We start from the raw sequence: 25291 nt of genomic DNA, 5'->3' as shown, positions 1-25291 counted from the left end.
TTTTCTTTTGAACACCTGTTGTTGTGTATGCTGTTTGTCAGGTATTGGGGTGGAGTCCCTGATCACTATATAGAATTTCAAGTATCTTTTCATTTTCAATGATCATCATACCCTGCCGGTCAGATGTAACTCCTTGTTCCAATCGATAAGTATAGGTAGGGACATTTCCGCTCATGACAGTCGGTAAATAGGCAAAGCGGATATTATGGCAGATGGTTTTCAATGCTTCAGCCACTTCAATAATGTGCGTGGAAATCATAAAAAAGCAACAACGGTAGGATGCAAAAGCTTCTGTAACAGCCAGCGTGGCCTCATACGCGTCTTTCACGTTGGTGCCTTTGAACAGCTCATCAAAAATGATAATCATATTTTCCCCCTGGCTGACTTTCTCCGCTATCTTTTTTACGCGTAACACTTCGGCATAGAAATGACTATATCCCATATTCAGGTTATCCGGTACATTAATGGAGGTATATATGCCATCTTTTACCGAAAATTCCAGGGATTCCGCTGCAACGGGAAAACCCATATGAGCCAGGTACATGGTAATACCGAAGGCTTTCATCAGCGTTGATTTACCGGCCATATTGGCACCGGTAAGAAAAATAAGGTTGGTGTTTTCTGAAAGTGACAGGACGTTTCCTACGGCTTTCTTTATCGTGGGATGACGGAGATTAGCGGCCTCCATTCTGTTTCTTGATGCGGGCAATGCTACGCCAAAGGAGAGCTCATTGGCAATAGCTACCTGATTTACGGCCAGACACACATCGAAATGATAAATAAATGATAAGATGATGTTCAGCTCGTTTTTAAGGATTTTTCTAAGCAAGTGATCGTACCTGATGACGTGGAGGAATGACAATGGAATTGCTTCCTTTTCAGTTTTTATCCATGCCAGGCGGGAATCATTCAGAATGTCTCCAACTGCTGCTACCTGATCAAAATATGGGTGCTGGCGATCCTGGATATTCAGCTTGTCAAGCAATACCTGACAGGTCTGTAATACAGCTGTGGTTGCCAGCAAACCGGCCTGCATGACCGCGTACGGTTCATCTTTTAACAACCAGGCTGACACCAGCTTCCTGATGACCCGAAGCCCTGTTTCCAGTAAAGTATGTTCGCCGCTATCCTGCAGGTAGCTTTCCATTTGGGTAAGCTGGTCCTGATCGAATGGAAATGTCAGCGCATGTGACCGGAAGAATTGGAAAATACGACTTCGCCGGTTAATCAGGTCAGCGTCGCTCAATGGGAAGCGGAACATATCCTCCAACAATCGTTCACCGCCCGCTGTTTGTCCTGTATTAAAAAGATTGAACATGGAACCAGGCTTGTATTTCCCTAAAATGTTGAGATCATCCAATGTCTGTTTATCTGTTATGAAACTCATTTTGCTTGCGTTTTACCTTTTTTTAAGAGTTCAATAATACCTTCATTGTTAATGATGAGCATGCCATGCCTGTCAGCGGTAATGCCACTTTTGAGGGTGTATGTGTATTCCGGGCTGAGACCATTCATCTTGGTGGGGAGGTAACTGAACCTGATGTTCTCGCAGCGTTTGCTTAATGTTTCTCCCGCTTCAATAATATGGGTGGAAATGACAAACATGGAATGTTTTTTTTCCGCAAACCCGGTTGTTATGGCGATGGTGGCCTCATAAGCGTCCTTCACATTGGTGCCGCGGAAGAGTTCATCAAACATCACAAATAAGTTCTTGCCCAGGGCAAGTTCCTTGGCCACCTTTTTTACGCGGAGCACTTCCGCATAAAAATGGCTGGTACCGCTCCCTAAATTATCAGGGAGGTTAATGGTGGTGTAAATTCCGTCCAGTACGGAAAATTCCATCATGTCTGCCGGGACGGGGAAGCCCATATGGGCCAGGTAAACGGCGATGCCAACCGATTTCATAAAAGTGGACTTACCGGCCATATTGGCGCCGGTAAGAAAAATTACATTGCCGGACGGTGTTAAATTAAAATCATTGGGAACCGGGGCAGCTAACCGGGGATGATAAACACCCTGCAGGTTCAATAAATGAAGTTCCTTTTGCAATGCTTTGGGAAAAGTAAAGCCGCGATGCGCTGCAGTTTTGCCAACGGAAATATACACGTCGATATGATAGATATATTGCAGTAGCTTTTTAATTATATCCCGGTGACGAAATCTGAATAGCACATCAACTTCCTGCAATTCGGTGTAAGCGAGTTTTCCATTCCGGTTTCCTGTTGGCAGGGAGTCAAACGGGGACGACCGCAAATAAGCGGTGATGACGTCCAGGTCTTCCTTTACTGATGCTTCCTGCGTCAGCGCGAGTTTTTCAGTAAAACTGCGCAGAGAGGAAAGAATCTCGATCATCGCGGTAACCCCGGTATAGACGAATTTATAGGCTGGATCTTCAGCTACCAGGTTACTTAATCTTTTTACAAAGGAACCCGCCTCAAAGGACAGTTTGGTTCTTTCATCCGTATTGGCCAGGTACTGGTCTGCAATATCGAAAAGTACCGCGTCAAAAGGGAATGAATCCGTAGCCGAAAAATATTGAATGATCCGGCTTCGTTTATTAATGAGGCTATGATTTGACAAGGGAGAATGGAACATGGACTCCATAATCGCTGCTCCTCCCCGGGTAGAGGTATGGTTAAACATCGTAAAAATGGAATCTCCCCCATGTTTACCGAAGATGTTCAAATCTTCTGTTGTTTGCTGGTCTGTTGTAAATAACATCTTTATCCTTATTTTCTTCTTCGCCTGATTAGAAAAACGGCAGCAAAAATGATCAGGGAACCCGGCAATATGCCCAGCAGGATGACTTTCAAGACTACTATTCCTGAATCTGTTAAATTGACCCTGTTATCTTTTGAAAAGGGGTGACTGGTGTCCGTAGGGAACTGTCCATAAGTAAACCATCCGAATAGTGGTGTAGCAAAATCGCGGTTGGCGGTGCCCCCCCGTCCATATTCCGCAAGGCCGAGAAAATCGGCATCGCCTGTAATGATGATGCGTTGTTCCATACCGTTTAACTTTCTTGTCAGGGCTAATGCGGTAGGAACGGAACGCTTAAGGTCTCCATTTGCCGGATTATAAATTACGGCGGCCGAATCCAGTACGAGTTTGTCGAATTTATTCCAGCTCAGCTTTTCGTCGGTCATCAACAATGGCCTGACGGTAAACGGACCATGGCTGTTATAGGTTAAACCGGAAACATTGGGCATAGTGACACCAACGCTGTCCCTGAAATCCTTTCCCAGTTCCTTTGAAAGCGATGCCGCTGTTTTTGTCAAAAGCGCTGTGACCATATTGGGAGGGAATACTTTGTTTTTTTGAACCTGAAGCCCTTCCATCATTTGAACGCCCAATGACCGGATAACCGGGTTGATGACATTGCTTTTTCCTGGCTCTCCGGCAACTAATAAATTCCCGCCACGTTCCAGGTATCTTTGAATTCTCGACAATGCTAACGGAGTGAAGTCCGTCCTTGGATCGGCAATGATGAGCGCTGCAATCCCGTTAGGTATTTCCTGGCGGTTAAGGGATATGGTATCTGTATCGAATCCCTGATTGACCAGCGCATTCCTGTTGGTGATCTGATTGATCAGTAACCCATAGTCCTTATCGTCTACTTTATCTTTACTGCGTTCATATTCGCCTGTAGCGAAAATTATTTTGGGGAGCCTGATGGTGAGGCGCTTTAGAGCTGCGGAGATCTCTGTTTCGGATGGAAATTGCATAGGATCGTTAAACAACCGCAGAAAAGTCGTTTTACCCTTATATTTTACCTGCATTACATACCGGTTAAGCTCCGGTTTGAGATCGATTATTTGGTGGATCTCTTCAGGTGTTTTGAATTTTTTAAGGTTTATTTTAAAAGACTGCGCGTAAAGCTGGGCTATTTGCTGAAGGGTTTTACCGGGGTTACTTTCAAATATGCGCTGATCGTCACTTGGTGAATCATAGTAATAAACATATATCAGGCTGATATTACTTTTGAATCTTAAATAGGGTTCCCAACGGTCAAAATCATGGTTCCGCTGATCCGGCTTTCCAATCCAGTACCGCTGGTCAAGCAGGTTGACATAGGAGATGATTTCCAAAGGTTCGTCTCCCAGGTCCTTTAATATCTTTTGTGTTGTTGGCGTTATGGTCTGCGTTTTATCCGCTGTAGCATCAATATAGCCGATCAGACCCGGTATGGCACTCGTATAGCCAATAATCAGTGTGAAGAAAAAAACCAGGAGATAACGCCCGGTGATATGTACCCATGATTTGGATTCCCTCCCGGATTGAAGCCTGATAACCGCGAAGCTGAGGAACATGCAGACGATCAGAACAAAGTATAAAATATCTTTAGTGCTGATCAGTCCCTGTAATAAATGGTCCGTACGTCCGGATATGGAAAGGAAATAGGTAAGGCCTCTTACAAAATCAACATCCTGCCAAATGGTGCCAACGTATGCAAGTATGGCAAAAACCACCAATGTACTGATCGCTGCAACCACCTGGTAGGTAGTCAGGCAGGACATGAACAAGCCTATAGCGGCATAAGCACATAACAGCAGATATATCCCGAGGATACCGGAAAATATTAACCCGGCATCTGCTGCATGAATATTCAGGATACCGGCAACGGCAAGCATGAAAAGAATAAACACCAGTAAAAGATTGTACCCCATCATGGCGATAAATTTTCCCAAAATGATTTGTTTGATCCTTACGGGAGAGGAATAAAGCAATTTGATCGTACCGCTGCTGGTTTCGCGGCTGATCAGCCCCATCGTTAGCAGGGGTAGATACAGGTAGACTTTTCCGACAACACCTCCAAACAGGCCAAATCGGGGGCCAAAAACCTGCAATGTTGAAAAATCAAGGTAGCTTAAATAAGTCCCTCCAAGCTGCTGATTAACGAGTAGGTTCTGAATTCCTGAAATATAGGATAATGCGCATTGCACGAGAAATACGATGGAGAGGAGCCATGCAATAGGCGAATAAAACAGCGTATTAAGTTCTAATTTTGCTATTCTTAATGTTGTTTTCATTTACTTCTTTGTTGGGTTTTGTTTGATAATTGGGCGAATATTTCATCAATGGAGCTCTTATCCAGACTGATTTCTCTCAGCTTCCAATGGTTTTTGACACTGGTTTCGATAATCGTCTCCGTAATGTCCCGGTTGCCAGTGAAAAATATCCGTAACTGCCTTTCCGTCAAAAAGTCAACATGTGTGATACCCGGAATTCTTAACAAATGCGCTGCTACCGGCGGATTTTCCATTTCAACCAGGACACTGTGCGGCTCTACATAATTATTAAAGGCATCCATCGTATCTGCGAAAACAATTTTTCCTCCTTCGATCATCGTGATCTCATTGCATAAGACCTGTACTTCAGAGAGTATGTGCGAAGAAAAAATCACGGTACGCTCCTTAGCGATATCTTTGATAAGGGACCTTACCTCCACGATCTGGTTTGGATCCAGCCCATTGGTAGGCTCATCCAGTACGACCAATTTGGGATGGTGTATGATCGCCTGGGCGATTCCTACACGCTGACGGTATCCGCCGGAAAGATTTTTGATGAGTCTTTTGCTGAAATGGGATATACCGCAACGTTCCTTGGCATCCTCGAGCGCGGGTTGAATGGCGTTCTTGTCCATTAGCCTTAACCATGCACAGTGTGTCAGATATTCATCAACGGTAAGGTCAAGGTAAAGCGGCGGATTTTGCGGCAGGAAACCGATTAGCTTTTTGGCTTCCTCCGGTTCTTCCCGCATGTTGATGCCATTAATGAATACATTTCCTTCGGTCTGGTTCAGTACGCCGCATATGATATTCATGGTCGTAGATTTGCCTGCGCCATTTGATCCCAGCAATCCGAGTATCCCCGTTTTATTGATGGACAGATTGATGTCGCGGATGGCCCAGGAGCTACTATACTTGTGGGAAAGCTGCTCTACTTTTAGAATTTGATTTGTCATGTATAAAATTTTTGAAATAATAATTCCTTGCCGGCCAGGGCCGGCAGTTACCAGTAAATGACGAATTGAGTTTAATAACCCGGGTTCTGTTTTAAAAATGGATTGCTTTGTATTTCCGCCAATGGGACCGGGTACAGCGCCTGGGTTGGTTTCCATGTCGGCTTTTCTGCGCCGAGCACCGCGTCGATGGTTCCTGTTCTTTTTAGATCATACCATCTGTTGCCCCATTCGCAAAACAATTCTGTCCGCCGTTCATGCATGATCGCTGAAAGTAAAGTGGTCGTGCCGGTCGCCGGGCTGTTCGGCAGGCCTGCACGGTTACGCACCTGGTTCAGATCAGCTAATGCTGCTGTGGTTTTTCCTTGTTCGGCCTGTGCTTCCGCGCGGATCAGGTAGATCTCTGCCAGTCTGAAAATCATATAATCTTCTGCCGGCTGATCATTCAGGTTTCTGTTCTTGTATTTTGCGGGATAATAATAGGGTACAGATGAACCTTTACCGTCACTAATAGAATTGATACCGATCCAGTTAGTCCTGCGCATGTCCCCCGGCTCAAATGTGTTGAGTAATGCAGGACTGATGAGAAAAGTAGGGACGGCTGAGGATGCATAGGGTACAAATATCTGCGCCTCTGCTGTTTGATTGTAAGGGCCGATTGCGGGTAGTTGCCATATCGCTTCGCTGCTGCCATCCTGGAATACCGTATTCAAATCTTTATTGAGACTGTACTGCCCGGAACTGATGACACTGGTGGCGGCGATTTCTGCACTGGCCCATTGACCACGATATAGATATACCTTAGCCAGTAGCGCCTCCGCCGTATATAAATTAGGCCTTGCCCTTCCCGGCGATGAATAGGCGGGATTTAATAGTTTTTGCGCATCAGTAAGGTCTGTGATGATCTGTTTATAGATATCATCGATGGAGGCCCTTGGCAATGATTTTGTCATCGAATAGTCGCTTGAGGTAACCAGTGGTACCGGTCCGAACAAATTAACCAGGTTAAAATAGTACAACGCCCGGTCCACCTTGATCTCCCCGATTAACTGATTTTTAAGCGATGGGCTAAGGGCTTTACTTCCGGGAATTTGTTCCAGGCAAACATTAATCTGGTATAAGCCGGACATGATGTAAGCGCTGCTCCACAGGTTTGCGGTTATCGAGTTTGTAGGAAGAATGGCATTTTGGTACAATTGTGTCGCGATAGGGTCCCCAACTTGGGAAGGGGTTAATTCATCCCCGGTCAAACCGGTTGAGCGGGTTATGGCGCCACTGTGAATACCCACGGTGCCGGCCGCATTAAACCCATTGTAAACTCCTGTCACCGCACTCATTACATCGGCGCTATCCGCGAAAACCAGCTGGGTTGGGATCTTGTCGGAAGGATTCGCAGGGATTTCGATTAACTTTTTGCAGGAGAAAGAAAGTGCAGTAAGCAGTACAATAAGTGCCAGCGATTTCAGATTCTGTATATACATTATTTTTTTCATCGTTTTTTTATTAAAAATCAGCAGATAAACCAAAAACAATTGTGCGCTGTAATGGAAAGCTGAACAGCCCTCCGGGTAATTCCGGATCTCCCAGTTTAAAGCCGGTGATGGTAAGGAGGTTTTGCGCGTTAATATAAAAGCGACAATTACTAAGTTTCAGCGCTTTTTGAACGGTACCTGGCAATGTATACGAACAGGCAAGCGTTTTAAGCCGGATATAGGAAGCATCACTATAGGCCCCGGAGGATTGCAGGAAACTATAAGCGGCGGCGGCAGCGTCTGAGTAGGTCGTTGCGGTTAAACGCTGAATACTGGATATATCACCCGGGTTTTTCCAGTGATCGAGTATAGCGACAGGCTCATTGGTAAGCGTACCCGGGATAGCATTCTGGCTATAAATGCTGGCCAGGTAGTTCACACTGGTTTGTTTCGAAAACTGAAAGAAAAAATAAAGGCTAAAGTTCTTGTAGGTCAATGTATTTCCCAATCCGCCGGTAAATTTGGGCTGGTTATCAGCAATAGGAACCAGGTCGCCACCCTGGGCTGCTGTTCCATATGTTGGACTGGAGGTCACGGCCCCGTTTACAGTGTAAAATTCAAAAACACCGGTAGTCGGATTGACATCCTTGTATTTATAGCCGTTGATCTCCGAAACGGGTTTCCCGATGGTATAAATGGTGGCATACGGGGATTCCGCAAGACCCGGGAACGCCAATAGTTTATTCCGGTTACCGGAAATATTGAACGTGGTATTCCACGAAAACTCCTTTGCAGCAATAGTATTGGCGGTTAAGGTAAATTCAAGGCCTTTATTTTGCACGGTGGCATTAAAATTTTGCAATACCGCATTAAAACCCGTTTGGCTGGGCAGGATATAGTTGATCAGCTGATTGCTGGTCTTATTTTCGTAATAGGTCGCTTTAAATAAAATGCGGTCGTGGAAAAAACCAAGATCCAGAGCGATATTCAGGGCTTTTTTGGTATCCCAGCTATAATCCGGATTGTATAAATTGAGCGGTTTGTAGGGGCGTATTCCCTGGAAAGGACTTACCGAGCTAACGGGTTGCCAGAAAGCCTGGTACTGATAACTTCCAATGCCATCAGAGCCGCTTGTTCCGTAATTACCCGAGAGTTTTCCATAGCTTATAAAAGGGGGTGCTTTATTAAAAGCAGTTTCCTGTGAAAATATCCAGCCGAGCCCTACAGATCCAAAAAATCCGAATTGCTTGCCCGGGCCGAAGTTGCTCGATCCGTTCCTGCTGCCGGTGAGGTTAATGATGTATTTCTGATCATAAACGTATTTTAGCCTGGTAAAACCGCCGACATATTTATAAATATTATTGGTCGCTGAAGCAAATATGGTACCTGCACCGGATATGGAGCCTAAAAAGGCATCATCGGTATAATTATAACCCTGCATTTGGGTATTGTCGTTTAGTTCCTTTTTATAGGTCCCGCCAACAAGAAAGCTCAACTCATTGTTTCCGAAGAAATGATGGTAATCCAGTTGGGGTTCAATATTGATGGTCTGGAACCCGGAATTGGCAAATGAGGCATAAGCTGATGCGTATTGAGGGTTCTGAGATGAAGCGGGATTTAAAGAAGATTCGTTCGTTGTCAATCTGCTGTAGCCCATGCCAATACCAATTTTGAGATCCCGGAACAGCTGATAGCCAAGTCGAAGTGAATTATTTAAATTATAGGTTTGCAGGTTGCTGACCTGTTTTAAGTAGCTGTAGTATTGATAGGAATTGAGATCTACGCCTTTATAATTCCATACCAGGTTACCGGCAGGATTGATCAGGTCAGGAAGATTTGGTGGGGCAAGCACAGCTTTGGTTAAAGATGGGTCGCCCGCAGAGTTATTGTGATCGTAACCGTAGTCCGTGGTGAAATCTACGATTAACTTGCTGTCTGCGCTTTTATGGTGAAAGCCGGAATGCAGCGTTAAGCGCTTCTCTCCGAAATTGCCTGGGAAATTGTAATCGGCGCGTGTATACCCGGTTGAGATGATAAAGGTATTGGCGAGCGAGCCACCGGAAAGGCTGGCATGTACATCCGTATTGTTTGAAGTTTTGCCCAGGAACTGTTTAAACCAATCGGTATTCTTATGCTGATCAAAGACAAAAAGATCGGGGGCATAGGCCGGATCTGACGGGATATTATTAGGGGTGAGCCCATCGTTCTTAAAGGCTTCATTCCTCAGTTGGATATACTGCTGGGTGTTCAGCATCTGGACCTGCCGGGTATTCACATTCACTCCCGAATTGACGGAGGTCTCGACTCTTGTTTTTCCTGCCTGGCCTTTTTTTGTTGTGATCAGGATAACGCCGTTTGCACCCTGTGTTCCATAAATAGAAGTAGCATCCGCATCCTTTAGGATAGTAATACTTTCTATATCGGCCGGATTAATGCTGTTAAAAGGGCTGAGGCCGCCAAAGGTGTCGAAGGTATTGAAATTAGAAAAATTGTTGGCCAGTGAACCTAATTTGTTGATCTGGTTATTCTGCGGTGCAAAAGGAACTCCGTCCACAATAAACAAGGGTTGGTCATAGGGTTTCCCGGCATTTGTGAGGCTATTTTGGAGAGAGTTCTGCCCCCTGATCTGGATCTGTACGGAAGCGCCCGGAGCACCACTGGAGGGCGTGACCACTAACCCGGGAACCTGTCCTTCTAGGGCCATCAGGGCATTGGTAATGGGTTGCTTCGCAATATCCGCGGCCGAAACCGAAGCGGTTGATCCTGTTGCATAACGACTGCTTTCCGTGCCGTAGGCAATTACATGTATTTCGTCCAGTTTAGAACTGTTCACGATCAGGACGATATTACCCAGTTCAGTTGCCACATTGAGTTGCTGGCTTGCAAAGCCTATGGAGGAAATGACAATAATATCTTTATCACCAACCTGTTTTAAATTAAATTCCCCCTTACTGTCCGTCATGACCATGTGGGAACCGTCTTTTATCTTTATGGTGACACCTGGCAGTGGCTGCCCCTTTTCATCGATCACCCGTCCGTGGACATCAATTGCTTTAAAAGCAGGAATTACCTTATCCAAAAGCGGAGTCACTTTTTTGGACAGGAAAACGGTATTGTCTTTTATATCATAAGTAAGCGGAAGATCTCCCAGGCATTTGTCCAATGCTTCTTTTAAGGAAACATTATTTACATGGATACTGATATGGATATCACGGATATCTTTCCGGTCATAAAAAAAGCTGGTGCCGGTTTGTTTTTCAATAGAATTCAATACCTTTTCCAGAGAAGTGTTTTTTTCTGAAAGCCTGACCTGACTCAAACTCGCGGCGCTTGCATGGACAAGGGCTATGATCAACAGGAGCGTTGTTATTTTCATAACCAACAAAAATTTATAGAAATAACGCTGCGCACTTCCGGGCACAACAATGCTAAGAACACTTAATTTCATTACATTTGTATTGTTTGGGTTAATACTTGATTCTGTGTCAATGGATTTTACCCGCCATGCGGGAAGGGTTAGCCCAACATTTGCCGGTAAGTGCTTCGAACCACTTCCGGCTTTTTTTGAGCCCCCTGTTGATGCTATTTTCGTAAAAATTTCTTCATGATTCTGGGTTTAATTGTTTATCAATCTGTTTAGTTGAATAGGGTCATTTATTGGAAACAGTCACTTTTTTCCCTTCAATTTTGAAATTGAGCTGGTACTTTTTCAGTATTTCAAAAACATCGGAAGCTCTGACATTTCTGGAAATTCGTCCGGTAAATTCATGTTCCGGTATATCGCCCTGGTATTGTACATCGACATCGTACCAACGGGCAAATTGCCGCATTAGTCCTTTAATATCCGAACCTGTAAATTGAAATCTGTTGTTTTTCCACGCTAGCGCTGCTTCTGTGTCCGCGTCAGTTACGCTGATCTGGCTGTTGCTGTTACTGGCTTCCTGTCCGGGCAGTAGGATTTTGTAGGCACTTTCATTGCTGTAGACTTTTACTTTTCCTTCTAAAAGCGTTGTTTTTATGGAAGGTTCATCCGGATAACTGTTGATATTAAAGTGGGTCCCCAATACCTCTACGGTTTGACCTTTACTGATGACTTTAAAAGGCATGGATGCATTGTGCGCTACTTCGAAATACGCTTCACCATCCAGTTCCACCTCCCGGGATTTGCCGGAAAATGCGGTGGGATATCTGATGGCTGAAGCCGCGTTAAGCCAGACATGGGTGCCGTCGGCAAGTGTGAGATGCCATTGCCCGCCACGCGGGGTGGACGTGGTGTTGTACTTTGCCTGACCATCTTGGGTGTCAGTGCGCTCGGCTAAATAGGTAATCTCACCTTGTGCATTTTTGGTGATGTTCACACCGGATTCCCGTGCAACGGTACCCTTACCGGCATCGTTTAACACCACTACTTTACCATTAGCTAAAGTCAGGGTCGCTTTGTTTCCTCCGGGAAGAATATCGGTTTTTGTGAAACCGATAGGATGGTCGCCTGTATGGCCCGGACGTGTGCTGTAAAAAAATGCAGCACCGATAAAAATTAAAATGGCTGCAGCTGCAGCAAAACGCGGCCATAAAATTGCTTTCCTGTGGGGGACCAGTTCCGAGTCAAATCGCTGTCTGATCTCGGTCAGGTCGTTCAGGAGCTCCTCGTCTGTCAGGTTATGATCACTGGCCATTTTATTGAAAAACCAGTTGTCAACTAATTCCCCTTCTTCTTTGCTTACTTCACCTGATTTATATTTTGCTAAAATTACTTTGGCAACCTTTTTTTTCATCGCGTTAACAGGATTTTATCCTGAATTAACACTATAACAATCTAAAGAGGGGGAAGGGTGAGTGGAAAATGAATTAATTTATATCGATGTCGTAATTCTTCGTTATTGTGAGCGAAATTTCTACCGATAATGGAGGCGCAGGTATTTTTTGGATACTTTGCGTATGCAATGTTGCATTTGTTTCAACCAAACAGGCGATTCGTTTGCATAATGGCTTCAGATGGAGCTCTAAATGCGCTCATGGTAGTTTATTTTCCGTTTTACAGATAGAAAAGATGTATAATCATTGGTAATGCATTTCCAGGCTACAGGTTTCCCTTATTTGACTTTAGGACAGAATCATATAGTGGCGTGTTATGAAGCACCTGGATGTATTAAAAGAGCAAAAAGAACAATGGCCCTAATTTTACCTTCAATATTTTCAAGGCGTTGTGCATATGACTTTTGACCGTTTCTTCCGAAATATCCAGCTTTTGGGCGATCTCTTTTCGGGAAAGATTAGTTTTCCTGCTTAATTCAAATACAAGACGTGTACGGGGATGCAGATTGGCGATTTCTGACTCGATAAAAGCAAGCAGATCATTATGCCTGACCAAATGGTCCGTCGTACCACTGTCAACAGTATCAAGATAGTGTTGAAACGAATCAATATAGCGGCTTTCAACTCTTTGCCGGGTAAAAGAATTAATTATCCTGTTTTTTAAGGACGTATATAAGTACGCTCGAAGGTTTATCGTATCATTAATCAGTTGATGATCTGTCCATAATTTGAGGAACAATTCATGGATCAGGTCTTTCGCTTCTTCCCGGTCATGAATTCTTTTTAGGGCAAATAAGTACAATAATCCGTTATACCGGTCATAAATTTCAGTAAACGCCGCCTTATCTCCAAGTTTTACTTGAGCAAGCAAATCGTTATCCGAAAGTTTATTAGCAATAACCATAGCCTATTTTGGGAGCACTAAAATAACGAAATCATTTAAGATATATTAATCTTGATGCTTAATAGCGGTTTAGGGTTGTGCGATCCGTCAATTGATGATACTTTTATTGGCCATAGGGAAAAGCGATACCGGCTTAAAAAATCAGGATATTAGGTTTAGTACGGACTGGCGCCATTGGAATACTTTAAACCTCCTTATAGAAAACGTGCCGTAGAATGTGTTTATTTGATAATCTGTTTAAGATTGGAAACAAGCTGCCTGGTGAAAAGCCTACCACCTGCGGCCTGGAGATGAAACTGGTCAAAAAACAAGCTGTCCGTAAAAATAGAGGTGTTATAATAGTTGAAATAATAGCCTCCGTGTTTTTCAACAACGGATCGACATTTATCAAAATGATCCTGTAAAATTTGTTTGGACGCAGGGGTATTCGCATAAGACGCTTTAATGGGGGCCTGGGCAAAAATGAGTTTGATGTGTTGGGCATTAAGCCATACGCCCAGGCTATCTAATTCCCGGTACTGGTCAGGCGTATACTGGGTTGGGAATATATTATGCTCATTCCATTTGTCGCGGTTGATATCTTTGGCTTGTATGGTTAATGTGGCACCTCCCCAGTTATCAAACTGAACGGGGTAAGCAGAATGTTTTCTCCGGATGATCTGGTGTACGGAATTGTAGTTTTTTAAATAAAATATCTCCGGGAAATTGTTCCTGACATACGCATTGGTATTGACGTAGTTGAGATAAGTATCATTGGAGGGGGATATAAAATCACCGATGGAAGAACCAATGATGACATACTTGGGCCGATAATCCTTTACAAAACTTTTCAGGAGCACCCGCATATCGCTGATCTGCAAACCCCAGGAAGCGAAATTATAATAGGATACATGCAGATTTTGTATAATGATATTCGAATTTAATTCATATAAGCTTACCGATGAACCAATAGATAACATTTTTAAACTTTTAATATGTCGCTTTTGCAAACGGATCATTTTAAAATCAAAAAGCGTTGAATTGGTAATAATGGGGGAGTAACCCAGGCGAAACAACACCTCAAAAATAACCAGCAGCGGCAGCACGAACAGCAGCGTTTTAAGTAAGAATTTGATTGCCATGCTTTTCATGTTAAAATTTAAAATAAATAAAGTCGGTATGGCGAGTGGCCGTAAACGTGAGAATAATCAGTATTAAGCTATAATAAATGATCGCTCTCACCGGGAACTTTTTGATGCAATCGATCTGAAGGGCATGCTGTTTATCACGCTGCAGCCATTCGGCTCCAAACATGATCACCATACAGACCAATGTTGCAGCGGTATTTACTTTTTCGATAATGACCGGTGCAGAAAATAGGGAACGTGAAAAAAGCCTTTGGTAATAATCAAAAGCCTGGGCCAGGCTATCGGCCCGAAAAAGAATAAAAGTGAACATGATCAGGATAAATGTAGCAGCCATGTTTAACAATGCGGGCAGAGGTTTACGGGTAACGATCTTCTTCTGCTTATTGAAAGTTCCCCGTAAGATAAGCGGGATATAATAACAGCCATTTAAAAAACCGAACAGGATAAAGGTCCAGTTGGCACCGTGCCAGATACCAATGGCCATAAAATTGGTCACTATAGCTAGTATAAGCCCTGTTTTTCCAAGATTCCTCAAATAGATGCTGAGTGGTGTAAATACATAATCGGTAAGCCAGCTGGTTAGGGAAATATGCCAACGCCGCCAAAAATCGGCCATGTTCTGGGCAAAAAATGGTGTATTAAAGTTTCGGGTAATTTTAAAGCCCATAAGGTTGGATAAACCAATGGCTATATCTGAATAACCCGAAAAATCTGCATAAACCTGTATAAGGGACAGAAACGCGCCAAATAGCAGGGAGCTGGCGGGGAGGGTTTTATAATGCTCGAAAATATCATTGGTAAACACCGCGCAATTATCGGCAATCACAATTTTTTTGAATAAGCCCCAGAGTATCTGACGCATCCCATCTGTAGCCTGGGTATAATCAAATACCCTTTTCTTTGCTAACTGGGGTATGAGCGTTTTGGGCCGGTCAATAGGGCCAGATATTACACACGGGAAAAAGGATACGTAACAAAAAAATACCATCCAGTCTGTACTGGGTTTAATTTTGCCATGCTTAATGTCCAGTAAATAACTTAAGGTACGGAAAGTATAAAAGCTGATGCCTAATGGCAGTATAATGTTCAGCGTATAGATATCCGGCCTGATGTGAAACGCGTTAAATGAAGTAACGATAGATTTAACAAAGAAGTTGAAATACTTGAAAAAAAGCAAGCTGCCCAGGCCCTGCAGCAAACCTATCCAAAGCAAAATAGTTCGAAATTTTTCTTGTTTGCTGTTAAACATGCCGATACCTAAAAAGTAATTCAGCAATGAACTGGCAATGAGTAGGAGCAGAAAGCGCCAATCCCACCAGGCATAAAATACGTAACTGCCTGTCAGGATCAACAGATTTTGCAGTTTAAGGCTGCGGTTGAAAAAAAACCAGTATAAAAAATAAAACAGGGTAAAAAAGATAACGAAGGTGATAGACGTAAACAGCATCCCGGTGTTATTTTGAGTTTAACAATTCGATTAATCCGTAGGAAACATGCAGAAAGGCGACTTTGCGGCTATTGAACAATAGGGCGGGTTTTGGTGGTGAAATTAACAGGGCGTGCTCACGAATAAGACGTTTAATTTCGGCATGGATATCATCAACCTCAAAGCATATATGATAATAGGTGATATTTTTTCTCACAAAGCTTTCGACCTGTTTGCCGGCAATCAGTTCGATACGGGTTCCATCAGTTAAGGTAAGTAGGACCAATTCGGCATTTTGTTCCGGATCAAAAATGATCGGGCTTATAGTTGTAACGTTATGGATTTTACGGATGCTGGCAATTTCCGCTGCTATATTTTTGCAGGCAAGCCCCAGGTGATGAAATTTCATATACGGTTAATGGACCCTGTTGCTTATAGAGTTCACCAGTTCACCGACATTATTCCAGCTCTGAATTTCCTGCGAAGTAAACCTGATCCTAAATTGCTTTTCAATAGCCACGACCAATTGAATATGGTTTAAGGAATCCCACTCTTCCACATCATTTGCAGTGGTTTCATAGGTTAACACTATGGTGTCATCATCCAGTACATCAATAAAAATATCGTTTACCGTTTTTAATATCTCACTTTTGTCCATCTGTGCGTAGTTGTTTTATGTTGTTCAGGAGGCTTTGCTCTTTTTTAGAAAGGCCCCATATAATATAGCTATTTTAAGTTTGGCGGCCCGCTCCGGCGATACCTCTTCAGATAGGAGTGATCGCTCGGTTTCTATTTCGAAACCTGCCGCTTTAATGATATCCTGTATCTCGCCTACAGTATTAAACAGGTAAATATGATCGATAGCCGGGGCGTTGGTAGGCGTGGTGAAAAACAAGATACCTTCATCGCTCAACAGGGTTTTTAGTTTTTGCAACAACTTTAGCGGGTCTTCTACGTGTTCCAATACTTCGCCCAGCGTAATAAAGTCGTATTTTTTGCGGTTATTAAACTCAAAAATATCCTTTAGGTTGTAATTTATTCTACTATCTTTTATAAAGTTTTTGGCCAGGGTAATGGATGTTTCGCTTATATCAACAGCAGTAAGCGTGGTATTATCGTTTAGGATTTCCAGCGCTTTTGACAAATAAAGACCATGCCCCACACCAACCTCGAGATAGCTTTTTGTAGCCTTGATGTACTGCGGTAATGTATCTGTAAAATATTGCAGCATCTGGTAGTGGTGTTTCCACAAAAACTGTGACATGATGAGGCCATGCATATAATACTCCATGGTTTCCGGCCGGGCATATACCCGCTGGTTCACTTCTGCAAAGGTACTGCTGGTATATTTACCCGTACGCAAAAACTCAACTGTTTCGCTGTTTACATCGGCAATCATGCGTAAGTAGCAATCTATCGAATAGTCAAGCGTTTTATGGTCGTGGTGTAGTATGTTAATGTATCGGGCGAAAAATGAATTAGCTTGTTCGTAATACCGCTCGTCAAAAAAAGCAATGTTCTTTTTGAGTTTTTTGCTATGCATCGGGCTAAGCGTTTCTATTTTCTGGTAGATATAATTGAGAGGCTGTTCCATTACTTGCTATTCACATAGTTTTTTTTAGGTGTATAAGTGCCCGTGTCAAGTATCCAGTGATCACCATGCGCTTCAAAGCCCAAATCCCTGTAATGATGTTTTACCATTTCATTTTTTGATGTTGGTAGGTATTGTCCCTTTAAATAGCTAAAGCCGTTCGCTTTTGCAAAAGCGGTAATGATGTTTAACGTAAAGTGCTCCATCCCCCTTTTCAGGATCCGGCAGCTCATAAACCAGTTGTCGATAAATAAAGTATCTTCAGCCTCTTTCTTTAGGATGATGGCGCAGGTGAGGCCGTTATCTCCGAATTTATCGGTTAAAGTAAATGAAAAGCTAAAAAAATCTGTTGAATCCGAAATGACTTTGATATCAGTTTCAGTATACCTGACCGTGCGTAAGTTGAACTGGTTCGAACGTTGTGAAAGCTGGGCAATCCTTGGTGTATTGAAAGCGTTGAAAGGTTCCACTGCCGAAGTCATGTTCAGGCTCTGCAAAAAAGTATCTTCATCAGCATAGCGTTGTTGTTCCTCGTTTCGTTTCACTGCGATTTGATACTGCCTGGTCCGGTTAGCATCCTCATCTGTGAGTGTGGTGGATTCAAATAGGTTCAATGTATATAGATAATCGAGATAATTTGCAGGGTCTTCCGGCAATTCAGGAACAGTAAGGGCCGGGATATCGTTGCGTACCAGGGCCCTTTCAAAAGGGTTATCATCCAGAAAAACCATGGTATCAAAGCCAATGTTTAATTCAGTCTGAATTTGTCTGATGTTATCTGCCTTGTTATCCCAGTTAGCTTTAAAAATGGCGATATCATCAAGGGTCAACACCATATCAGCGTGCTTTTCAAATGGTTCCCTGGCAATGCTTTCGGTGTTTTTACTGCAAATAGCGAGGATAATACCCCGGTTTTTTAATTTTTTTATCCAGTGCTGAAACTCGGTAAACACTTTGCCTATGCCGAGGTTTCCCAACTGGATGTTTTCAATGCCATCGTCACCGATTATACCGCCCCACAAGGTATTATCCAGATCAAGGATCAGGCATTTTTTTAGCCGGCCGTACATCGAACCAATCAGATCGGTTGTCTGGGCAGCTACCCATGGTAATATATCGATACTGAAAACCATCTCTGTGTTTATATACAGGGATGATTGGAAAAAGGTTGCCTTGCCCAACTGATTTTGAATGGAAGAAATATCACAGATGTAAAAATTGGTCTGATGGATGGCATACAACATCAGTTCATAATTAAGTTTCCGTAACTGAAAGAGGAAGGAAGATGGGGTTTTGCTGGCGTAATTACCGAATACGGCATCGTTTATTTCGGTGTAGTTATAGTAAATGACTCTGGCACTCAGACCGGCATTTAAAGCGATGTGGAGATCACCAATCAATGCCAGCCGGTCTTGGGCCAGGCTGTTATATTCCGAAGGGTCTTGTTTATTGTATCTGGCTAATAACGAATGCGACGAATGGCATATGATAACCACTTCAGGAGCAAAGGCATATAGCTCGGATTTGGGGTCGAATACCTGGCGCTCTATCTGGTTAAAACCGGCCTCCCATATTTGAAGATCAAAACCGGTATCAAAGCCTGTACCCCGGAGGGCCTGAGCCAGTAATGGTGTGGCCGTATCACCAAGTACCGCAATTTTAACCGTCCTTAAAAGTGAAAAGTCATTCTTTAAGTTTTTTTTTAATTCTGAAAAGATTTTCATAGGGGAATTTAATAATCGGGAAAGCGGGCAATGTTTGTATCGCTATAAAATTAGCTACTTTACCTGATTGTGGGAAGTGAATACATTGGTCCACTGACGGTGGTAGCTATACAAGAATTTACAATGCCGTTCTGTGGCCACTTAATGTAATTTGATTCGCTTTATTCCTTACACAGATGGGTTACCCGCAGCCTATGCGGTTGACTGCAATGACGGGGCATTATAGTTTGCGGAAAGTTATTTATATCGACAGCATGAGATTCCTCACCATGTTGTTTTATTTTGGTGGGTGATCTGCTTTCATCAATACGGTATAAATCTTACGGTCCAGATCTTTTGCGATATTTGTTATGTGGATATTGTGCAGTTGTCCTAATTCGGATGAAGGAAGATCGTATTCCACATGAAGGACCTGTTTGTTATCTTCATAAATAAGTATACGCATCGGGACATAAAGCGCGGAACGGATATCGTAGTGAGCCATGCTGGTAGCGATAAGCGGATTTCCGATAAAGTATCGCCTGGCCTTGACAGCTTTCCCATACAAAATCAGATACATGCCATGGTCTTCAATGCGGAAAAGCATCAGGTTTTGCTCCCCCTCATTCTCCTCTAACTTTTTTTGAAGCCCGGCGGGGTTATCCGCGTAATCTTTAATGATATTCGAATCAAACCGTCCCAAAAGTTTTTCAAGGTTTTTAGTGTAGTCATCGAAGGTGGTATGAAAAATTAACCGGATGGTCTTTTGTCGTCCGAACGAAACAGTTTTACCTATATCATTATTTTTAGCGGTTGCCGCCATGCTATTTTGAATTCTGGCCGTTGGGTTGGTTAACCTTGACGGGAGGGGAGAAGGGTGAGTATTGAAGACCGACCCTGCTGCTGACCGGTGACTGTTAGCGATGAAACACAATCCTAGCAACCCGGTGACTAATATTTTGGCTTTCATTTTTATATTGTTTGATATATATATTATTTAACTGCCACTGGCTTTTCGATAACCAGGTGCAGGAGGCTGGTCCTCAGCCAGCGATATTTTTACCATTGGCGGGTTTTTACGCCCATATGCAGAAATAAGTAAATTCAGGTATAGAATTCCTTTAATCTATGTTGATGATCATCACTGATTGGTCATCCATAAGCGTAATAACAAAATGCTGACACCCCAACAAGAACTGTTCACTAAGAGCAGATGAGTTGGTAGATTAAAGAACCCTGTTGAAATATGGATAACCCTTCAGGTTACCCACATTCCAACATAGTATAATAACAATTATATTATGGTTTTAATTAAGTCTTGGCGCTGCTTTTCAACCTGGCAGGTAGCCTTTGGGCGTCATTTAAAAACGTTACCGTAAATTGTCAACCAGCGCGCATTCTTCCATTAACAAATCTTCAACGGCCTCCAGTAAAGGTTTTGCTTCGATGTGCGCCAGCGTAGTAAGCGCCAAATGGATAATGCCGTTAATGCTTGTTACACCTATCGTTTGACTGCCCTCATACCCGGTCAGAACGAATGGCCCCCAAAGCGCTTCCAGCTGCAAGTTGCCAAAATCGGTATCAAAGTTTAAAGCGCCTATATTGGTTAACAGATATTCATTGGCGATCACGGTCTCGCCGAATTCAACTAAGCCGTTTATATCAATTCCGCTGGAAATCAGACCTGATAGTTCTTGGGTATAGCCTGTAATATATTCCATAGATCCAACACCGGCTAGGCTTGCATTGGAATAACGGGCCACATCCCAAAAAGTGCGATGTTCTTCAAGGTCAAATGACACCGTTTTGGTTGTGAGCTGCAGACTGGCACTGTAACCGCTTTCTAATGTCTCGCGAGCCGATGCGGGCGACCAAATACGAAGCGGCTGTGGTTTCCAGTCTTTGCTGACCAGTGCAAGCGCAGCAGACAGCGCACCATGTACCGTAGTTCCTTCCTGCCTGGCGCGCTGTCTGACGCGCGTGCTCAGTTCCGGCGATAATCGTAGTGTATCCACTTGAGGTAATGCCCGCTCAACGGTTGAATTTCCTTCTAGGAATACAAAATCTGCTTCATTGATGGGTAGTTTATGCAGATCATCCATGATGAGCCCCACCTGTTCGTCTGTAGCCAGGGGCATGGCGTTGGGCTCTGTGAATTTGCCGTTCATCGCGTTTAACAAATCGTTTAAAACATAAGATAAAGAACGTCCATCAGCAATGGAATGATGTGCTGACAAAATAATCACAGACCTATGTGGGCACTCATATAACACAGCACGTATAAGTGGGCCTTCGGATGGACTGAATCTGGTGATATGTTCTTGCTTTAACTCTGCCTTCCATGAATTATTTTCGGTGTACTGAACTATTCTCAACGGTATCGGAACATCTCCCGCCAACGGTACGAATACAGGGGCATTATTTTCATTTAAGTTTATAGATACCCTAAGTAGGGGATGCTGCTCTTTTATGGCGTTTAACGCTTTGAACCATTGTTCAACAGGCGCGGTACCATTCAGTTCCGCTGCTATGCTGAAATGCAGGGGATGATGATGATCGAGTAGCCAAAAAAAACGTTCCAACGAACCCAGGGTACGATGTTTTTTTATTTCGGTAGTGCTTTCATTTTTTTTCATATAGAATATTTTATTGATATAGTGCAATATTATGGACAATCGGGCATTGCTTATATCACCGATATCGGTGAGCCTGATAACCAATTTTTAGCATTTTTTTGTGGACGATTGACATTACAGCATTTACCTGGGGGACTATTTTATGGTGCTGTAATAAACAAGCTTTTTTAAGGTTGAGTAAATAATAACTGTTTGTACTAAACTAAGAGGGTACCACCGTCAATGACTAAACTTTGACCTGTACCGTGTTTTTGTTTCATCAGATACAGGAAACCTTCAGCAACATCTTCAGCTTCACCCACTCTTTTTGCTAAAACGGAGTTACTCACATATTGATAAAGGCCCTCACGGTCACTTGCCGGTATACTGTCCCAGAGCGGTGTTTTAATTACACCAGGAACAACACAATTAACCCGAACAGGCGCAAGCTCGACTGCCATAGCCCGGACAAAGCCTTCAATAGCGCCACAAATGGCTGATGCTACAGACCAGCCCGCTCCCGGGCGCGCACTTGCGGTGCCACTGGTTAAAGAGATTGATCCCGCTTCATTGATCGATGCGGCGCCGTATTTAATGGCAGCGAAAGGAGCCCAGAAGCGTAAGGTGAAGAAATCACGGGCCTGGTCAATATTTGTTTCGCTGATGCTGTTTAAAGTGAGATTTTCACCGGCAGAAAATACCAGATGATCGAACCTTCCGATTTTGCTAAAGAAGTTTTTAATGTTTTCTTCTTTGCTGAGGTCAACAGCGTAACCTTCGCTGCCTGCAGGTAATTCAGTAAGGGCAGTATCAATTCTTTGCTGATTGCTGGATACAATAACGATATTAGCACCTTCTTCAGCTGCCGCTTTTGCAGTAGCGAATCCGATTCCTGAACTTGCGCCCATTAGAATCACTCTTTTCCCTTCTAAGGATTTTTTTATGTTTGACATGATTAATTTTTGTCTGTTTGTTAGACAAAGTTCCGGATATCTCCACAGCTGGCTTTTACCATATGGTAAAAAGTAAAATCAGCTGGAAAGCATTATTTTAAAACCGGGTTCAGATGGTCATTATCAAATATTTCTTCTGATCCGGAACGACTTGTCACCGATGGCGTAATCGAAGGTTGGTTTGCTGAGTACAAGCAATGACTGCGTATGACAGGAAGAAACAATGTTGAAGGTGGTAAAAATGGCTAAAGCCGTAGCTGCCATTGCGGGGTTGTTGCAGGGAATAGAATGCCAGCAAAGCGTGGTCGATGAGTTAAGGGGAATTGACATTTCAGGCTTTGACAGCCTCCAGGATCGGGTATAATTCAAAACTATCAGCAGCAATTAGAAAAATCATTTGCGCTTATACCAACTGAAATCCAATTGGTGAAAGGATTAGACGAAGAGAAAAAACAAGCTGATATCTCTTCTTTCTCAACTGGCATTGTTCCTGCAGGCAGGGATGCCAGAATAAGATTTGCTGTTAAGCGTGCCGGGTCTCCGTCTGCGTTCATAGAACAAGTAAACCCAGGGGATTTGTTTTGCCCCCTTGGGTTAAAGACACTATTTATTTTCTGAAAAAGAAAGGAAGTGGGATTTTCGGTATGTAAATTAATTAAAAAGGGTATCTCGAAGCAATTTACGGTGTCCCTCTGCCTCGAACTCCTGCCTTAAAGCCTGTGCGCTTGAGGCATCAGGGCCTGCAAAATATCTCAACTGATCTTTGTCGTCAGTTGCGGCTTCGTATACTACATTGGCAATAACGTAGGGATCAGAATAAGTTATAAAACGATTATCATCGAATCCTGCCATGACAGCTTTTAACAAATTAACGTAAGCATCGTGATTTACCCAGGTTAATGACCCTGTTCCGGATAGGGTATGAATACCACCGGGTGAAACTGTTTTAACTGCTATTCCCAAAGGTGCCAGCTCATGTGACACGGATTCTGCCCAACCTTCAATGGCCCATTTTGTAGCACAGTACACCGAGGTCAGGGCGGGGGCTGCCACCGCTGCTGCAGATGATGTCACCAAGACAACCCCCGGCCTTTTTCTTTCCCGGAAATATTTGATGATGTATTTAGAAATTCTTAATACCCCCAGCAAATTAATTTCAATGAGATCTTTGATATGCTCATCAGTGTAACACTCAAAGGGGCCGATCAGTGCTTGGCCAACGGTGTTAAAATAAACATCAATGGCATACCTGTGAATAATTTGCTCAATCGTTTCTTCAATCTGTTCCACGTTAGTGACATCAAGCTGGAATAGCTTAACATTCTCTAATTTCGATAACTCAGTCAGCTTGTCAGGATGACGTGTTGTACCAATTACCCGCCAGCCTTGAGCTAAGAATACTCTTGCGGTGGCCTGACCCAGGGTGCCGGAAACACCGACGATAAAAATGGGTTTCATTATTTATCCTATTTGTTCAGTGATGAATTAAATGTTTACCCCTTCAAGCGCTTGAAGGGCCTGGTGCTTTACGTATTCGTCTTTATCCTGCAAGGCTTTTTTCCAAATAAAAGGAGCATCGTCCACATGTACCGATGCAAGCGCCTCAAAGGCCATACCACGAATTCTCGAATGGATGTAATTCTGGGATAGCATTTCCAGCACTTTTGAAGTTCTTTCATTGATTGGGAATCAGCGAACGCTACGCGCTTATTAGCGGCGCTTCAGCGACCAGCGACATAGAAACCATGATGCAATTGACGTATGCGCGTTTCACCGAACCTCGATTAGACAAAAGCCTGGCCGCTGGTTTTATCAGCCGAAATAAAGCAGGACTGGTTAATCGGGCGAATGACCCGAACAGTGTTTTTGCAGATACGTCCAATGCTGTTTTGTACCAGGGCAATGCCCGCCGTACTGGTCCTTCGGTCGCCAAACTGGACCAGATCAACCCGGACCGTGCTTTTGAGATATACAAAGAACGATTCGCAGATGCATCCAATTTTACCTTTGTTTTTATCGGCAACTTTAGGATTGAGGAAATCAAGCCTTTACTCGAAAAATACCTTGGCGGTCTGCCTTCTACCTACAAGGGTGAAAACTATAAAGATCTGAACATACACTCGCCGGAAGGAAGGATTGAGAAAACTGTTTATAAAGGCACCGAAGCTAAAGCCAGGGTCAACCTGGTATTCTCGGGCACTTTCGACTACAGTGCTGCTGAAAAAACACAACTGGATGCACTAAAAGAAGTCCTGCAGATCAGGCTCACGGAACGCCTGAGGGAAGATGAAAGCGGTGTATACAGCCCTGGAGTATGGGAAGAAGTGAGTAAGTTCCCGCACCCCCGCTACAACTTTAACATTTCATTTGGCTGTGCACCCCAGAACGTAGAAAAACTCATTGCTTCTGCTTTGGAAGAGATAAACAAACTAAAAATATCCGGCCCCCTGCAGGTAAATATTGACAAGTACAAGGCCGAGGATCAGCGCAGCCGGGAAACTGACCTGAAATCTAATATTTGGTGGATGAGTTATTTAATAGAAAACCTGGAGAATCAGGAAGATCTGCACGAGGTAAATGATTATGACGCCAACTTATCGAAAGTCACTCCGGAAAGTGTAAAAGCCACGGCTAATAAGTATTTAAGCGGCAAGAACTATATCCGGCTGGTGCTGCTGCCGGAAAAAAGCAGTGGAAAATAAAACAAACCAGTGGTCATACGA

Annotated in this window: 21 protein-coding genes; 1 reads left to right on the top strand and 20 read right to left on the bottom strand. The window is 43.4% G+C overall.

What is annotated here, in order from left to right; all coding sequences use genetic code 11:
- Positions 1-37: 37 nt before the first annotated feature.
- From FHW89_RS08055 to FHW89_RS07960, 20 genes are all read right to left on the bottom strand, one after another.
- Entirely contained in the window at positions 38-1387 is a 1350-nt protein-coding gene (locus FHW89_RS08055; protein WP_172334523.1) for a DNA mismatch repair protein, read from the bottom strand.
- The gene (locus tag FHW89_RS08050) at positions 1384-2721 is read right to left on the bottom strand and encodes a DNA mismatch repair protein (RefSeq protein WP_172334522.1); all 1338 of its coding nucleotides are present in this window, start codon (positions 2719-2721) and stop codon (positions 1384-1386) included. The genes FHW89_RS08055 and FHW89_RS08050 overlap by 4 nt, the downstream gene beginning before the upstream one ends.
- Before the next feature lie 8 nt (positions 2722-2729).
- On the bottom strand, positions 2730-5030 hold the full coding sequence (locus FHW89_RS08045) for a Gldg family protein (RefSeq protein ID WP_172334521.1): 2301 nt from the start codon (positions 5028-5030) through the stop codon (positions 2730-2732).
- Complete coding sequence (locus FHW89_RS08040; RefSeq protein WP_172334520.1) at positions 5027-5965, bottom strand: ABC transporter ATP-binding protein; 939 nt, start codon at positions 5963-5965, stop codon at positions 5027-5029. Before FHW89_RS08040 ends, FHW89_RS08045 begins: the two co-directional genes overlap by 4 nt.
- 71 nt (positions 5966-6036) lie before the next feature.
- Entirely contained in the window at positions 6037-7455 is a 1419-nt protein-coding gene (locus FHW89_RS08035) for a RagB/SusD family nutrient uptake outer membrane protein (protein WP_172334519.1), read from the bottom strand.
- Positions 7456-7465: 10 nt separating this feature from the next.
- A complete protein-coding gene (locus FHW89_RS08030; protein WP_172334518.1) occupies positions 7466-10882 on the bottom strand; it encodes a SusC/RagA family TonB-linked outer membrane protein in 3417 nt (1138 codons plus the stop codon).
- Positions 10883-11084: 202 nt separating this feature from the next.
- Positions 11085-12209 (bottom strand): FecR family protein, encoded by a 1125-nt coding sequence (locus tag FHW89_RS08025; RefSeq protein ID WP_172334517.1) that lies wholly within the window; start codon positions 12207-12209, stop codon positions 11085-11087.
- 374 nt (positions 12210-12583) lie between these two features.
- Complete coding sequence (locus FHW89_RS08020; RefSeq protein WP_172334516.1) at positions 12584-13153, bottom strand: RNA polymerase sigma factor; 570 nt, start codon at positions 13151-13153, stop codon at positions 12584-12586.
- 221 nt (positions 13154-13374) lie between these two features.
- Positions 13375-14274: a hypothetical protein gene (locus FHW89_RS08015; RefSeq protein WP_172334515.1), complete on the bottom strand. Its 900-nt coding sequence runs from the start codon at positions 14272-14274 to the stop codon at positions 13375-13377.
- 10 nt (positions 14275-14284) lie between these two features.
- Positions 14285-15727 carry an MBOAT family protein gene (locus FHW89_RS08010; protein WP_172334514.1) on the bottom strand — a complete coding sequence of 481 codons (1443 nt, stop codon included), beginning with the start codon at positions 15725-15727 and terminating at the stop codon, positions 14285-14287.
- Positions 15728-15734: 7 nt separating this feature from the next.
- The gene (locus tag FHW89_RS08005; protein ID WP_172334513.1) at positions 15735-16115 is read right to left on the bottom strand and encodes a VOC family protein; all 381 of its coding nucleotides are present in this window, start codon (positions 16113-16115) and stop codon (positions 15735-15737) included.
- Positions 16116-16121: 6 nt separating this feature from the next.
- Positions 16122-16364, bottom strand: a complete 243-nt coding sequence (locus tag FHW89_RS08000; protein ID WP_172334512.1) for an acyl carrier protein — start codon at positions 16362-16364, stop codon at positions 16122-16124.
- A 24-nt stretch (positions 16365-16388) separates the two neighbouring features.
- The gene (locus FHW89_RS07995; protein ID WP_172334511.1) at positions 16389-17300 is read right to left on the bottom strand and encodes a bifunctional 2-polyprenyl-6-hydroxyphenol methylase/3-demethylubiquinol 3-O-methyltransferase UbiG; all 912 of its coding nucleotides are present in this window, start codon (positions 17298-17300) and stop codon (positions 16389-16391) included.
- Complete coding sequence (locus FHW89_RS07990; protein WP_172334510.1) at positions 17300-19021, bottom strand: HAD family hydrolase; 1722 nt, start codon at positions 19019-19021, stop codon at positions 17300-17302. Before FHW89_RS07990 ends, FHW89_RS07995 begins: the two co-directional genes overlap by 1 nt.
- Positions 19022-19298: 277 nt before the next feature.
- Positions 19299-19970, bottom strand: coding sequence for a DUF302 domain-containing protein (locus FHW89_RS07985; RefSeq protein ID WP_172334509.1), 672 nt, complete (start codon positions 19968-19970; stop codon positions 19299-19301).
- Between the two features lie 400 nt (positions 19971-20370).
- Positions 20371-21720, bottom strand: a complete 1350-nt coding sequence (locus FHW89_RS07980; RefSeq protein ID WP_172334508.1) for a condensation domain-containing protein — start codon at positions 21718-21720, stop codon at positions 20371-20373.
- Between the two features lie 113 nt (positions 21721-21833).
- Positions 21834-22568 carry an SDR family oxidoreductase gene (locus tag FHW89_RS07975; protein WP_172334507.1) on the bottom strand — a complete coding sequence of 245 codons (735 nt, stop codon included), beginning with the start codon at positions 22566-22568 and terminating at the stop codon, positions 21834-21836.
- Between the two features lie 123 nt (positions 22569-22691).
- Positions 22692-22898 (bottom strand): hypothetical protein, encoded by a 207-nt coding sequence (locus FHW89_RS07970; protein ID WP_172334506.1) that lies wholly within the window; start codon positions 22896-22898, stop codon positions 22692-22694.
- A 321-nt stretch (positions 22899-23219) separates the two neighbouring features.
- Positions 23220-24026, bottom strand: coding sequence for an SDR family NAD(P)-dependent oxidoreductase (locus tag FHW89_RS07965; protein ID WP_172334505.1), 807 nt, complete (start codon positions 24024-24026; stop codon positions 23220-23222).
- Between the two features lie 27 nt (positions 24027-24053).
- Positions 24054-24221: a hypothetical protein gene (locus tag FHW89_RS07960; RefSeq protein WP_172334504.1), complete on the bottom strand. Its 168-nt coding sequence runs from the start codon at positions 24219-24221 to the stop codon at positions 24054-24056.
- Positions 24222-24250: 29 nt separating this feature from the next.
- On the opposite strand from FHW89_RS07960, the gene FHW89_RS07955 reads away from it, so the two are divergent.
- Positions 24251-25270, top strand: a complete 1020-nt coding sequence (locus FHW89_RS07955) for a pitrilysin family protein (protein ID WP_172334503.1) — start codon at positions 24251-24253, stop codon at positions 25268-25270.
- The last annotated feature ends 21 nt before the right edge of the window (positions 25271-25291 follow it).

This window comes from Mucilaginibacter sp. SG564 (assembly GCF_013149275.1).
Lineage (GTDB): Bacteria > Bacteroidota > Bacteroidia > Sphingobacteriales > Sphingobacteriaceae > Mucilaginibacter.
This window is presented reverse-complemented; position numbering and strand designations above follow the sequence as displayed.

Bases quoted from the DNA above. Each gene is read 5' to 3' on its own strand.
- FHW89_RS08055 (WP_172334523.1), bottom strand. From the start codon at position 1,387: ATGAGTTTCATAACAGATAAACAGACATTGGATGATCTCAACATTTTA.
- FHW89_RS08050 (WP_172334522.1), bottom strand. From the start codon at position 2,721: ATGTTATTTACAACAGACCAGCAAACAACAGAAGATTTGAACATCTTC.
- FHW89_RS08045 (WP_172334521.1), bottom strand. From the start codon at position 5,030: ATGAAAACAACATTAAGAATAGCAAAATTAGAACTTAATACGCTGTTT.
- FHW89_RS08040 (WP_172334520.1), bottom strand. From the start codon at position 5,965: ATGACAAATCAAATTCTAAAAGTAGAGCAGCTTTCCCACAAGTATAGT.
- FHW89_RS08035 (WP_172334519.1), bottom strand. From the start codon at position 7,455: ATGAAAAAAATAATGTATATACAGAATCTGAAATCGCTGGCACTTATT.
- FHW89_RS08030 (WP_172334518.1), bottom strand. From the start codon at position 10,882: ATGAAATTAAGTGTTCTTAGCATTGTTGTGCCCGGAAGTGCGCAGCGT.
- FHW89_RS08025 (WP_172334517.1), bottom strand. From the start codon at position 12,209: ATGAAAAAAAAGGTTGCCAAAGTAATTTTAGCAAAATATAAATCAGGT.
- FHW89_RS08020 (WP_172334516.1), bottom strand. From the start codon at position 13,153: ATGGTTATTGCTAATAAACTTTCGGATAACGATTTGCTTGCTCAAGTA.
- FHW89_RS08015 (WP_172334515.1), bottom strand. From the start codon at position 14,274: ATGGCAATCAAATTCTTACTTAAAACGCTGCTGTTCGTGCTGCCGCTG.
- FHW89_RS08010 (WP_172334514.1), bottom strand. From the start codon at position 15,727: ATGCTGTTTACGTCTATCACCTTCGTTATCTTTTTTACCCTGTTTTAT.
- FHW89_RS08005 (WP_172334513.1), bottom strand. From the start codon at position 16,115: ATGAAATTTCATCACCTGGGGCTTGCCTGCAAAAATATAGCAGCGGAA.
- FHW89_RS08000 (WP_172334512.1), bottom strand. From the start codon at position 16,364: ATGGACAAAAGTGAGATATTAAAAACGGTAAACGATATTTTTATTGAT.
- FHW89_RS07995 (WP_172334511.1), bottom strand. From the start codon at position 17,300: ATGGAACAGCCTCTCAATTATATCTACCAGAAAATAGAAACGCTTAGC.
- FHW89_RS07990 (WP_172334510.1), bottom strand. From the start codon at position 19,021: ATGAAAATCTTTTCAGAATTAAAAAAAAACTTAAAGAATGACTTTTCA.
- FHW89_RS07985 (WP_172334509.1), bottom strand. From the start codon at position 19,970: ATGAAAGCCAAAATATTAGTCACCGGGTTGCTAGGATTGTGTTTCATC.
- FHW89_RS07975 (WP_172334507.1), bottom strand. From the start codon at position 22,568: ATGTCAAACATAAAAAAATCCTTAGAAGGGAAAAGAGTGATTCTAATG.
- FHW89_RS07970 (WP_172334506.1), bottom strand. From the start codon at position 22,898: ATGTCAATTCCCCTTAACTCATCGACCACGCTTTGCTGGCATTCTATT.
- FHW89_RS07965 (WP_172334505.1), bottom strand. From the start codon at position 24,026: ATGAAACCCATTTTTATCGTCGGTGTTTCCGGCACCCTGGGTCAGGCC.
- FHW89_RS07960 (WP_172334504.1), bottom strand. From the start codon at position 24,221: ATGCTATCCCAGAATTACATCCATTCGAGAATTCGTGGTATGGCCTTT.